This is a genomic window from Sphingobacterium sp. HSC-15S19 (genome assembly GCF_050433745.1).
GTDB lineage: Bacteria > Bacteroidota > Bacteroidia > Sphingobacteriales > Sphingobacteriaceae > Sphingobacterium > Sphingobacterium siyangense.
This window is the reverse complement of record NZ_JBNPWQ010000030.1, coordinates 25930-39098: the sequence shown is the minus strand read 5'-3', so window position 1 is coordinate 39098 and position 13169 is coordinate 25930. Positions and strand designations below refer to the sequence as shown.

Here is a 13169-nt window from a genome sequence, read left to right as displayed (position 1 = left end):
AGTTATGAAAAAGATATTTTTATGTGCATTGGCGGTGACATTATTGTTTTCTTGTAGTAAGGAATTGGACATTGCACCCCCAAATAGTATCACGGATGAACAGATCCGGAAACTACTCGAAAGTGGTGATGAGAAGAAAATTCAGGCTGTATTGGGCGGTATGGCGAACAATATGCCTAAACTGGTCAACTTTGGGGCATTATCATCCGAGTCACGTTATGGAAGCAACCAGGGATTTGATGTGATGCGGAACCTCGAGGGCAATGATATTGTATTCGGCAATAGATTGCTTAATATATTTGGCTCCGACGAGTATAATCTGCTGGATTTTATTTCAGATGCTTCAGACAAGAATACCCCGTATTGGAATTATGCCTGGAATATGGTCAATACAGCAAATAAAATGCTGAACTACCTTAATCCGGAGACTGTCGGTACGAATAAAAAATTACAGGAATACAAAGGCCGCGGACTGATATTGCGTGCCTACGCCTATAATTACCTGATGGAAAACTATCAGAATGCCTACCAGCAGGGAGGAAAAGCCAAATTAGGCATGCCGCTTTATGATACCTATTCTCCGGTTCAGGAAAGCAAGGCCCGATCTACTGCGGATGAGACCTATGCTTTTATCAAAAACGATATCAATGAAGCGATCCGGCTTTTTAAAGAAGCGGGAATTGGCTTTACAACAGACCCCTCCGATTTTGATCTTGGTGTAGCTTACTTTATGCAGGCAAAAGTCGCGTTGTGGACCGGCGACTGGAACACGACGATAAGCGCCAGCAATGAAATACTGACAAAGTATCCAACGTTAATGAGCCAGGCAAGCTATGGTGCCACGAATAAAGGAACGCAGGCGGCGCCTGAAATGAGACCCGAGCAAAATGGTTTTCTCAATATAGCCATTAACCCCGAAGTGTTGTTTGGTTTTGCGCTTGGAGAAGCCGTTACCGTACACAATTGGTGGATGAATCCTTTCGCCGAAGGAAACGGCGGAATTGGGCAAGGTTTCCAGCGGATTGACAATCGGCTGTATACCAAAATTGATAACCGGGACTATCGCATGGGTTGCTTTATGGCATCGGATTGGGGGGATTATACTTACCCGACCAATGGTGATAAACGAACTATTCCGATGTATACCAATCTCAAGTTTGCCGCCACCCATGGCTTGGGAAGTGACGATAAGAAGAATGTTGGACGAGTAAGTTGTTATTATATGCGCAGTTCGGAGGTATTACTGATGAAAGCTGAAGCGCAGGCACAGAATAAAGATGACCAAAGTGCGAAACAAACGTTGAACACCTTATTGGCTGCACGAACGAAAGTTGGGCAGACCACATTGACCTGTGACAACTATACTTCCATGCAGGGTTTATCGACCTTGGAGATGGTGCAATTTCAAACGCGGTTGGAGCTCTGGGGTGAGGGAGGACGTGAATTCTATAACAATAAACGCTGGAACATTGCTGTCGACCGTGCTGGCTCAGCCACACATGTGGATAAATCAACTTATCCTGCTAGTAAAATGACGCTACAGATACCTTTGGATGAAATGTTATATAATAATAAGATGGTTCAGAATTAAATGAGCCAATAGATTTAATGATTTCATTTCGTAAAAGTACCAGAAAGGATCGTAATCGTCCTTGCTGGTACTTCCCTAAAAATACAGGATAGTTCAGGATACAACTGTAGCTGATCTTGTGTATTTTCAAGTACTATAGATTACTTCGACAAAACCTAAAATTTAATGATATGAAGAACCAATTGACTGAAGAACAGATAGCCTTTTACCAAGAAAATGGTTACATCGTTATAGAAGATTTTTTAAATCCCGAGGAGCTTGAAACCTGGCGTACAATTGTATTTGAAGCTGTAGAGCAGCGCGCAGGTCAGAAAATGCCCGGAAAGGAAGCCAAAGTTGGCGAAGATGATGGTATCAATAAGGATGCAGACTACTTTGGAAAAGTGTTTGATCAATTGTTAAACCTTTGGCAGACCAGCGAACAAGTGAAGGAGCTAATGGTCGATCAGCGGATTGGAGAAATGGCGGCAAAGCTGGCCGGTGTTGACGGTATCCGTATCTGGCATGACCAAGCGCTATTTAAACGTCCATTTGCGAATCCTACCGCTTGGCATCTGGATACGCCTTTTTGGTCATTTGCTGATCGAAACGCACTTTCCATATGGATTGCACTCGATGACTCCACACTGGAAAATGGTTGCATGTATTTTGTTCCGCAATCGTATAAGCTAACCGGATTTGAGAATTTGGGTATCGGAAAAAATATGGGGACAATTTTCGAACACTATCCCGAGCTTGCACGGGTAAATCCGGTGGCTACTCCGCTCAAAGCCGGAAGTTGTACTTTCCATAATGGATTGACGATTCATGGGGCAGGACCTAACATGACCAACGGGTTTAGAAGAGCTATGACCTGTGCTTACATGCCTGACGGAAATGTATTCAATGGACAAGCGAATATTTTACCGGAAGATTATCGCGCAACCTTAGCGGTCGGGGATTTGTTGAATAATGACGAACAAAATCCGCTAATCTACCATGCAGGATGGTAAAACTTGATTTTTTTTATCCACGCTGGGGAAATGAGCATGTTGCATGGGAAGATTTTCTGGATCGTGTAGTGAAGGCTGGTTATGTAGGGGTCGAATGGTTTCCTTTTGGCGAAGATACCGATCCGGAGAAGGTCGTAAAACTGTTGCAAAAGTATAAGCTCAGCTACACGATTGTGACCTGTGTTCAAAAAAAAGCGAACTCAATCAGTGCATACTTTGCCTTGTTGGAAGAACAGTTGAACTACTATGGAAAGCTCGGGGAAAAATATTTCGCTCCACTTTTTATATCCGTGCAGATGGGACGGGAATATTTCTCGCCTGACGATGTGCTTACAGGGCTACAACTTTGTACGCGTGTTGAAAAGCAATACGGGATCGAAATTTTGCAGGAAACTCACCGTAATAAATGGAGTTATGGACTGCATACCGTGGCGCCAATGGCGGAACTATATCCGCAGTTGAAACTGACCTTGGATATCTCTCACTGGTACTGTGTCTCGGAGAGTTTTCTTGAAGATCGGCAGGAGGAATTGAACCGCCTGTTGTCCCATGTAAAACATGTACATGCCCGTATTGGACATAGCCAGGGATCCCAGCTGCCCGATGTTCGAAAAAAAATCTATCGGGATATTGTCGCGACACACTGCGCTGTCTGGCAACGCTGGATAGACCTCAATAAGCCCGATGCGCGGCTGACCATGACGACTGAATTTGGTCCGCCACCGTATCTCATCCCCTCAGGGAATCAAGCGCTCGATTGTGAACGCCAATGGAAACAAAACTTATGGATGAAAAACTACCTGTCAAGGCACCTTATAACCTAATTTCAGCATGATGAAGCGAAGAATATTTTTACAGCAAAGCAGTTTATTGGGGGCCTCCTTCTTATTTGCCAAGCATTTAAATGCATTTGGCAAGGAATCGGTGGATATGGAAAGCTATTATACACTGTTTCAAAATCCGTCGACTACACAAAGACCTTTTGTGCGCTGGTGGTGGAATGGAAATAAAATCAATAAAAATGAACTGCTCCGCGAACTGAAGCTTTTAAAGGATGCCGGAATAGGTGGAGTGGAAATCAATCCCATTTCCTTTCCGAAGCGTACCGACGATATGGGTATTCCATCATTAAAATGGCTGAGCAAAGAATGGGTAGAGATGGTGCAGTATACAGCCAATGAAGCAAAAAAGATGGGTATGACCACCGATCTCATCGTTGGGTCCGGCTGGCCCTTTGGTTCGGAAGATCTCCGGGAAGATGAAACCGCTCAGGTAGTTCTGGTACATTGTGAACCCATCGAGGGCCCCACAACCTATGTTGTCCGACCCTACCATGTTTTTAATATGATAGACCCTGCAGTAACGGATAAAAATCCATTGCGCAATCCCGAAATCCTCGCCATCAAATTGGTTAACGATCCGATGCTTTCTATCGATGATGCGGTTGATTATGCGGCAGAAATTGGTAAAGATAAAATTGAAATCCCTGTTCCTCCCGGAAAGCATATCCTCTATTTCTTGGTGAAATTTAAAGCTTTTGCCTCCGTCATCAATGGCGCCCCGGGCGCAGCGGGCTCCATACTCAATCACATGGATAAGGCGACCGTGTCTCGCTACCTGGAGCGCATGGCTACACAAATGCAACAGCAGATAGGGCCATTAAAGAACTATGTGCGGGCATTGTTTACCGACAGCATGGAGCTCGAAGGTTGTAATTGGTGTGATGACTTTGCTGTTGAGTTTCAGCGCCGTCGCGGTTACGATATTATGCCTTATTTGCCTTTTATCTTATTTAAGGTCGGGCGCTTGGGCGCCGTGGTCGACGAAAACTATGGTGCAAAGAAAGGAGCGGAGCTTACCGAGATTCTAAACCGTGTACGTTTCGATTATGAATATACCAAAGCCTGTTTATTGAAGGAACGTTTTACGGATACCTATGTTAATTGGTGTCGTTCCCTAGGGGTGAAATCGCGCGCGCAAGCCTATGGAAGAGGTTTTTTTCCATTGGAAAGCAGCTTGGACTACGATATTCCGGAAGGGGAATCGTGGACAACAAATTATTTGCGCCATAAGCTGGGTGAAGAGATGCCTGATGAAGACTATCGTCGGGGACGTGGTTATACCATGATCGATAAATATGTCTCCTCCGCAGCACATCTGAAAGGAAAACGGCTTGTAAGCTGTGAGGAGATGACCAATACTTATCTTGTTTTTAATACGCAGCTCGAATTGTTAAAGCTGGGATCAGATCAGAGTGCAATGACCGGGATTACACATTCTGTTTGGCATGGATTTAATTATTCGCCCTTAGAAGCTCCTTTTCCTGGGTGGATTCAATATGGCTCTTTCTATAATGAACGCAACAACTGGTGGCCCTATTTTAACTATTTAAATAATTACAAAGCCCGCCTTTCATCGCAGCTGCAGCAGGGCGATTACTTCGCTGATATGGCCATTTTACCCGCCAATTATGATCTCTGGACGGAGAACGGCGTGCAAACGGATCCCTTTCCTGAGAAATTGAATGTCCCCTATACTTCCTTACTTTGGGAAGCTATCAGCAAAAATGGTGGGAATGCAGATTATATAACGGAGATGATACTGCAGGATTGTAAGATAGAGAAGGGAAATCTATGTTATGGCAAAAGAAAATATAGCGTGCTCTTTTTGCCCGGTATCAAACGGATTTCGCCGAAGTCAATGGCTCGCCTCCTTGAGTTTGTTCAATCCGGTGGGCGTGTTGTGGCGATTGAAACGTTACCACAGATGAGCTTGGGATTGCAAGATCAGGTAAAAAATGATGCCGAAGTGCAAGCTATACTGCGTAAGCTGCAATCCTATCCAGATCGATTTATTGCCACGTCTAAACCTGAGGACAATAACTTTATGGACTGGTACCATTTGGCCATGCAGCGGTTTAGGTTACCCCATTACCTGCATATCGATCAGCCTAACCGTTATGTGATGCAGATGCGTTCTATTCGGGATGATGGTAGTGAATGCTATTTTATCCAGAATGCGCACCGGGCGAATAGTGCAAGACTAAACATCTCTTTTATTGCTCCCGAAATCAGAAAGAAAACATGCTGGCTATGGGATCTGGATACGGGCAGACGTTCTCGGGTAATCTTGGATCGTGAAAATAGTTTGCTACTGGATATGGGACCTGCAGATGCTTTTCTTTTTGTATTTGACAACCATCGGGAAGGTACGGTTTGGCAGCCTTTGGCAACCACTGGAAGCCATGTCCTGGATTTGAGTACCCAGTGGAAAGTGGAATTAAAACATAAACAGGAAGGTACATCCCAACAACTGGTACTACCGCGGCTGATGGACTTTAAAGAGGATGAACAATTGATGTGGTTTTCAGGAACAGCAATCTATCAGCGTTCATTTAACTGGTCTGCAGCAGGGCAATGCCTGTTGAATCTTGGAAAGGTAGCGGGAGTTTCTGAGGTTTTTGTCAATGGCCAATCACTTGGTGTAAAATGGTATGGAAGGCGGATTTACGACCTCGCTACCGTGTTAAAAAATGGGGAGAACCAGATCGAAGTGCGTATTACGACCACCATGGGAAACTATTTGAAAACGTTGAAGGATAATGAAAATGCGCAATATTGGGTCAATAGAAAAGGTCGGGAGCAGGAAATACAATCTATGGGCCTGATCGGTCCAGTCACTTTATATACAAGCTAAATCATGAAAATATTACCTATTTTTCTTTTCATCATCCAGGCTTTAACAGTCAGGCTGGTCGCAGCGCAGGATTATCAAGCTGTAGATTTTGGTATTCGCGGTGATGGTGAAGCACTGAATACACGGTCTATCCAGGCCGCCATTGATTATATTACAGCCAAAGGTGGTGGGAAGCTCATCTTTACCCCAGGCAACTACATCACGGGATCTTTTTATCTGAAGTCCAATGTGACCTTACAACTGGATCAGGGAGCAAATCTCTTGGGGTCCAACAATCCTTTTGATTACCATAAAGATACCGTCGTCAACTGGCAGTCGATGATCTACGCGATTCGACAACAGAATATTGGTATTATCGGCAAAGGAACGATCAATGGCCGCGGTTTTCAGACGGCAATGAATGCCGTTCAAAATGTGCATAAGGGAATTGTGCAGGATGAACTTAAATTAGATCGATTGCGGGAGTGGAACCGCCCCGAAAATATTTACTTCCGGGAGTGTAAAAATGTACTGATTAAGGATATTACCTTACGTGATCCCGGTAGTTGGAATCAGACCTACGACCAATGTGAAGACCTCCATGTGGAAGGTATTTATGTAGACAGTAAATCGTATTGGAATAATGACGGCATCGATGTGGTAGACTGTAAGAATGTCGTGATCCGGAATTGCTATTTCGATGCGGCTGATGATGCCATCTGCTTTAAGTCACACGATGCGAATGCAGTCTGTGAGAATGTGCTGGTCGAAAACTGTACGGCGCGCTCCAGTGCCAGTGCCCTAAAATTTGGGACAGTCTCCCGTGGTGGTTTCCGAAATTTTGTTGTCAGGAACCTCGTGGTCTATGATACGTATCGATCAGCAATCACTTTTGCTGCCGTAGATGGTGGATTCGTCGAAAATATCCTGGTGGACGGTGTCAAAAGTATCAATACCGGTAATGTCATTTTCTTGCGTATTGGCGATCGCTGGAGCAAGGGAAAGAAACCCTTTATGAAAGATATAACGATTCGCAATGTATATGCAGAGGTACCTGCCAATAAACCGGATTTGGGATATAGTTATGAGGGACCCGTAGAAGATATGCCCCGGAATATTTCTCCGGCAAGCATCATCGGCTTACCTGATCATAAGATCGAAAATGTTACGCTGGAGAATATAGAGATCATTTATCCCGGAGGTGGAAATCCGTTATATGCTTACCGCGGGACTGATCCTAAGTCATTGGATGGCATACCCGAAATGGCTAATGCTTATCCAGAATTTTCACAGTTTAAAGAGTTGCCATCTTGGGGATTATATATCCGTCATGCCAAACAGATCAATTTAAAAAATGTGACTTTCCGTATTAAAAGTGCAGATTACAGGCCCACGATTGTTGCCGATGACCTCACTGGGGGAGCCTGGGATTTTAAATCCTATTTGGATGGAGATCGGTTAAAAGACAGTTTCCATTTATATCAAACAAAAGATGTCCAAATTAATTAGACAGCCTAACATGAAGAAGTATCTATTTTTGATCGTGTTATGGGCGAGCTGCTTCAAGCTGTTCGCTCAGGACTATAATGCATCGCTTTTCGGTTGTAAGTCCGATGGTGTAACCAATAATATGGGTTCTATACAATATGCCATTGATTATATTGCCAAAAAAGGCGGCGGTAAACTACATTTTTATGTCGGACGTTATCTGACGGGAACATTTAGTTTAAAATCCAATGTATTCATCGAACTGCATGAGGGCGCTGTATTGGTTGGCAGCAGCAACATATTTGATTACAGCCTTCAGGATGGCAAGAGAGCTCTTATTGTCGCAGTCGGTCAATCTAATATTCAGATTGGTGGGAAAGGCGTCATTGATGGGCAGCAGTCTTTATTGCGTAGCCAGGTCGCAGCGCTAAGACAGAAAGGAAACATTGATCTATCTGAAAAAGCGGAAGACATTAGCCTAATTTATTTGAAAGCTTCTAGAAATATCCAGATCAACGGCATAATGGAATTGAACCTGCTCGGAGCAGCACAATTTATTGATCAGTGTGCGGATGTTACCCTAAGCGCATTGGATATAAATAGTCCGGGCAGCATTGGTGTGTATGTCAGCAATTCCAAAACGGTGCGTCTGTCCAATGTTTTCTTTCAGGCCATTGGCAGGGCATTGGTTGAATCAGAGGGGAGTCAGCAGGTCATCAAAGAAAATAGCCGGTTGGCTAATGGTAAAACATTATAAATGGGATGTTTATGAAAATTAAACTTATTCTTGTTATGATCCTCCTCTATGGTGGTATACTGACATTACAGGCGAAAGAATACAATGCTTCTCTTTTTGGCATTAAATCGAACGGAACAACATTAAATACCACTTCTATACAAAGAGCAATTGATTTTATTCATGAGCAGGGCGGGGGGACGTTACGATTCTACGTTGGACGTTATCTGACGGGGACCGTCGTGCTCAAAGAGAATGTGCATATTCAACTCGAAGAAGGCGCAATCCTAGTCGGCTCAACCAATATTTATGACTATAATATCGATGTCCCGAATTGTGCTTTGATTTATGCAAAGGACGCTAAAAATATCACCATTAAAGGGAAGGGAGTTATTGACGGGCAAGGGCGTGAAGTTGCTTATAATTTGCTTGCACAGATCCAGAGCGGCGTGCTCAAAGATCCCTTAGACTATGATCGCCCGCGCAATAGAAGGCCAAAGGCCATTTATATGCGCTCTTGCGAAAATGTCCGTATTCATGGTGTCACCATCAAAAATTCAGCTGACTGGGTTCAGGTCTATGATCAATGTGTCAATACGGTCGTAGATAGCATCACAGTTGATAGCAAGGCTTTTTGGAACAATGATGGTATCGACATTGTCGATTGTCGTAACTTTAAGTTGCTCAACTCTTTTATCGATGCTTCGGACGATGCAATATGCCTAAAGTCGCATGATGCAACGAAGAGCTGTGAAGATGTTGAGATCCGCAATTGTACAGCACGGTCGAGTGCAAATGGTATTAAATTCGGCACTGTTTCGGCTGGCGGTTATAAACGCATTCGTATCATCAACAATAAAGTCTATGATACCTTTCGTTCGGCTTTGACGATTGCAACTCCCGATGGCGGCATAGTAGAAGATATTCTTGTCGATAGTCTGACAGCATTTAACACGGGGAACCCTTTTTATTTGCGCATTGGCGCACGCTGGAATAAAGAACGCATCGGCTCCATTAATAATGTTGTGATTCAGAACGTAAAAGTTGAGGTGGCAAAAGAGAAACCAGACCGCGGTTATTCCTACGAAGGACCTATTGAAGATAATCCGCGCAATCCATCACCCTCGAGTATTGTAGGACTGAAAAATGCGCCCATCCGAAATGTAACCTTTAGGAATATCGAAATCAGCTACCCGGGTGGCTCTAACCCCCACTATGCCTATCGGGGGACGAGCAGAACGGATCTCGACAGTATTCCCGAAATGGAAGCATCTTATCCCGAATTTTCCCAATTTAAAGAGCTTCCTGCCTGGGGTTTTTATATTCGACATGCAGAAAACATACATTTTGAAGGGGTCGTCCTCAAATTGAGGGCGCCGGATTATAGACCGATGTTGGTGCTGGATGATGTCAATGGATATGCACTGTCCAGGGTAAAGCAGGAGGGAGCAAAGGGAAAGAAAGAATTGGTAGCGCAGGGATCAAAAAAAAATAAACCTTAGCGGAAATACGTAACTTGTTGGCCAAGATATAACCTGTTAAATTGAATGTTATGCGATTACACCTGATGCTGGCCTTAACAGGCTTGATACTCTCCCTGGGATTACGCGCCCAAAACACAGCGCAGGATTCTGTTTATGTTTATGCACATTACACAAAACAGGAAATTTATATTCCCATGCGGGATGGAAAAAAGCTCTATACAGCGATTTACACCCCCAGAGATACGGCAAAGAGTTATCCTATTATGATGATGCGGACACCCTACAGTATTGCACCTTATGGGGAACAGAATTTTCGAATTCCGATCGGTCCAAGCATGGAATTTGTGAAGGAAAAATTCATTTTCGTTTACCAGGATGTCAGGGGAAAATATAAGTCTGAAGGAGATTTTATTGCCAATCGACCCTATACGGATGCGCCAGGAGCGGTCAATGAATCAACAGATACCTACGACACAATTGATTGGCTCGTGAAACAGCTGAAATCGAATGGTAACGTGGGGATATGGGGTATTTCTTCTCCCGGGATGTACGCATCGATGTCACTGATTGATTCACACCCTGCATTGCGGGCCGTATCTCCGCAGGCACCGGTAACGGATTGGTTTTTAGGGGATGATCGTCATCACAATGGGGCTTTTATGTTGATGGGGAGTTTTTCGTTTCTATCCTCGTTTGGAAAAAAACGCGATTCTATCGGCAGCAAGGGGCCAGCGGGATTTTCCAATTATGGAACAGATCAAGCGTATTCCTTTTTTCTGAAAGCAGGTGCACTAGCCAATCTCAATCAGCAGTATTTAAAGGGCGAAAACATCCTTTGGAACGAAATGATGTCTCATCCAAATTATGATGACTACTGGACCTCGCGAGCCTATCTTTCTCGAATTCGCGAGCTGAAACCGCAGGTGCTTGTTGTTGGTGGATGGTTTGACCAAGAGGACTTATATGGACCGTTGAAAACCTATCAGGCACTACGAAAAATTGCGCCGGATCGTGTAAAACTAGTGATGGGCCCCTGGTATCATGGTTCCTGGTCTAGGGGAAGTGGCAGGCAACTGGATAGCCTGGATTTTGGTCAAAATACAGCCAGTTATTATCGGAAAGAGATTGAACTTCCTTTCTTTGTAAGCCATCTCAAAGGGCAGGGTAAAGACGGACTTGCTGCAGCTACAGTTTTTGTAACAGGCGAGAATAATTGGTCTTCACACCGGACATGGCCTGTGGAAGAGGTACGGTCACAGCCCTTATTTCTTACAGCAGATAGAAAATTGAGTTTGAAGCCAGCTCCCAAATCGGCATCTCCCTATGTCTCCTATATTTCTGATCCCAGCAAACCTGTTCCCTATACACGGGAAAAAACTGTTTTGCGCGGCTATAAATACATGTATGAAGATCAATTTTTTGCCGCGCAGCGACCAGATGTGCTTGTCTTTGAAACTGAAGTCTTAGAACAGGATGTAAAGTTGATGGGGAATATTCAGGCGAATCTGTTTGTCAGCAGTACCGGCAGTGATGCCGATTTTGTCGTGAAACTGATCGATGTGCATCCGTACAAAAAAGGGGATAAACTTTCGGATTGTCAATGTCTGATTCGTGGGGAGGTTATGCGGGCCAAATATCGAAAAAGCTTTGCTCATCCGGAAGCGATGAAACCCAACAGGATTGAGGAAGTACGTTTCGATATGCAGGATGCTGCTCATGTATTTAAAAAAGGGCATAAGATTATGGTGCAGATACAGAGTTCCTGGTTTCCTTTGGTTGATCGAAATCCGCAGCAGTTTATGAATATTTATGAGGCTGCCGACAAAGACTTCAAGACGCAGGAACATCGGATCTATTGTCAGGGGCAATATGCTTCTTTTATTTCATTACCTATTGTTACGTCTCATGAAAATTAAGTATTGTTATTGTTTTGTTCTTTTCTTTATTTCCAGCTTTTCGCTACGGGCGCAGGTCGACTATGCGCGAGCTGTTGTAAAGGAGCTGGCATCCAAAGCCTATGCAGGTCGTGGATATGTGTTTGATGGTGATCGAAAGGCCGCCGCTTTTATTGCGAAGGAGTTTAAAAAGAGCGGATTGCTGCCTTTGAGCGATCATTATTATCAACCTTTTGTAATGCCCGCAAACGTATTTCCTAAGGATGTTAAAATTACGATAGATGGCCAAAAACTCCGTATGGGTGAACAGGTATTGATTGAAGCATCCAGTCCCTCCCTCAAAGGGAAATTTGGACTGACGGAGGTCATGATCTCTTCTGATACGGATGCTTTGGATAAACTGATGCAGAATACTGCATTTCAACACAAATTTCTGGTACTTGATGAGCGCAAGGCTTTGGAAACAATGAAGCCAGACCAATTCCGGTCTGCCTTGCTGCGCCTTGCCCAAGGGGGGCATTATCGTGGGATTCTAGTGCAAACCAAGGAAAAACTACTTTGGCGGGGAGCTACCAGTCAGCTCAATCGACCAATTGTTTATGTGAAAAATAATGCTGCTGTAGCGCTGGAGGGGAAGCAGATCAATCTGGCAATCCATGCCCGCTTTCAGCCAGACTATACGACAAATAATGTCTGCGGTATGCTGAAGGGAACCAGTGCATCGGACTCTACGATTGTCATCACGGCGCATTATGATCATGTGGGGGCGATCGGTAGACATACTGTTTTTACCGGTGCCAATGACAATGCCAGTGGTACTGCGCTCATGCTCTATCTGGCACGCTACTATCAGCAGCATCCGCCGCGCTATAACATGGTTTTCTTGGCCTTTTCGGGCGAGGAAAGCGGTTTACTAGGCTCGAGTTTCTTTGCTAAGAATCCACTTATTGATCTCAAAAAAATTAAATTCCTGCTTAATTTTGATATGGCAGGCACAGGCGATGATGGCATTCAAGTGGTGAACGGCACGATATTTAAAGAACAATTCGAACGACTAACTGCAATCAATACGGAAAAGAAATACCTACCTCAGGTAAAGGTGCGTGGACCAATGAACCGGAGCGATCACTATCCTTTTTACGAAAAAGGAGTACCTTCATTTTTTATCTATACTCTGGGTGGAATTGATGCCTATCATGATATTTACGATCGATACGAAACGTTGCCCTTTACGCGGTTTAATGAGTACGTAAGGCTCATGGTTGATTTTATTGGCACCATTTAATTGGGGACTATAATCTGTTAAAT

9 protein-coding genes are annotated in these 13169 nt (G+C 44.1%); all 9 read left to right on the top strand.

The features are described 5' to 3' along the window. Positions 1 to 4 precede the first annotated feature (4 nt). A complete protein-coding gene (locus L1283_RS21150; protein WP_286852059.1) occupies positions 5 to 1591 on the top strand; it encodes a RagB/SusD family nutrient uptake outer membrane protein in 1587 nt (528 codons plus the stop codon). 170 nt (positions 1592 to 1761) lie between these two features. Continuing rightward, positions 1762 to 2583, top strand: coding sequence for a phytanoyl-CoA dioxygenase family protein (locus L1283_RS21145; RefSeq protein WP_286852057.1), 822 nt, complete (start codon positions 1762 to 1764; stop codon positions 2581 to 2583). Then, a complete protein-coding gene (locus L1283_RS21140; RefSeq protein WP_286852055.1) occupies positions 2577 to 3407 on the top strand; it encodes a sugar phosphate isomerase/epimerase family protein in 831 nt (276 codons plus the stop codon). Before L1283_RS21145 ends, L1283_RS21140 begins: the two co-directional genes overlap by 7 nt. Before the next feature lie 7 nt (positions 3408 to 3414). Continuing rightward, the gene (locus tag L1283_RS21135; RefSeq protein ID WP_286852053.1) at positions 3415 to 6279 is read left to right on the top strand and encodes a glycosyl hydrolase; all 2865 of its coding nucleotides are present in this window, start codon (positions 3415 to 3417) and stop codon (positions 6277 to 6279) included. A gap of 3 nt (positions 6280 to 6282) precedes the next feature. Continuing rightward, positions 6283 to 7767 (top strand): glycoside hydrolase family 28 protein, encoded by a 1485-nt coding sequence (locus L1283_RS21130; RefSeq protein WP_286852051.1) that lies wholly within the window; start codon positions 6283 to 6285, stop codon positions 7765 to 7767. Positions 7768 to 7777: 10 nt separating this feature from the next. Further along, complete coding sequence (locus L1283_RS21125) at positions 7778 to 8503, top strand: glycosyl hydrolase family 28 protein (protein WP_286852049.1); 726 nt, start codon at positions 7778 to 7780, stop codon at positions 8501 to 8503. An 11-nt stretch (positions 8504 to 8514) separates the two neighbouring features. After that, positions 8515 to 9984: a glycoside hydrolase family 28 protein gene (locus tag L1283_RS21120; RefSeq protein ID WP_286852047.1), complete on the top strand. Its 1470-nt coding sequence runs from the start codon at positions 8515 to 8517 to the stop codon at positions 9982 to 9984. A gap of 50 nt (positions 9985 to 10034) precedes the next feature. Next, complete coding sequence (locus L1283_RS21115; protein WP_286852046.1) at positions 10035 to 11882, top strand: CocE/NonD family hydrolase; 1848 nt, start codon at positions 10035 to 10037, stop codon at positions 11880 to 11882. Next, a complete protein-coding gene (locus L1283_RS21110; protein WP_429626426.1) occupies positions 11872 to 13146 on the top strand; it encodes a M28 family metallopeptidase in 1275 nt (424 codons plus the stop codon). The genes L1283_RS21115 and L1283_RS21110 overlap by 11 nt, the downstream gene beginning before the upstream one ends. Positions 13147 to 13169 lie beyond the last annotated feature (23 nt).

Excerpts from the sequence above, each read along its gene's own strand:
- L1283_RS21140 (WP_286852055.1), top strand. The coding sequence starts at position 2,577 with ATGGTAAAACTTGATTTTTTTTATCCACGCTGGGGAAATGAGCATGTT.
- L1283_RS21125 (WP_286852049.1), top strand. The coding sequence starts at position 7,778 with ATGAAGAAGTATCTATTTTTGATCGTGTTATGGGCGAGCTGCTTCAAG.
- L1283_RS21150 (WP_286852059.1), top strand. The coding sequence starts at position 5 with ATGAAAAAGATATTTTTATGTGCATTGGCGGTGACATTATTGTTTTCT.
- L1283_RS21115 (WP_286852046.1), top strand. The coding sequence starts at position 10,035 with ATGCGATTACACCTGATGCTGGCCTTAACAGGCTTGATACTCTCCCTG.
- L1283_RS21130 (WP_286852051.1), top strand. The coding sequence starts at position 6,283 with ATGAAAATATTACCTATTTTTCTTTTCATCATCCAGGCTTTAACAGTC.
- L1283_RS21120 (WP_286852047.1), top strand. The coding sequence starts at position 8,515 with ATGAAAATTAAACTTATTCTTGTTATGATCCTCCTCTATGGTGGTATA.
- L1283_RS21145 (WP_286852057.1), top strand. The coding sequence starts at position 1,762 with ATGAAGAACCAATTGACTGAAGAACAGATAGCCTTTTACCAAGAAAAT.
- L1283_RS21110 (WP_429626426.1), top strand. The coding sequence starts at position 11,872 with ATGAAAATTAAGTATTGTTATTGTTTTGTTCTTTTCTTTATTTCCAGC.
- L1283_RS21135 (WP_286852053.1), top strand. The coding sequence starts at position 3,415 with ATGATGAAGCGAAGAATATTTTTACAGCAAAGCAGTTTATTGGGGGCC.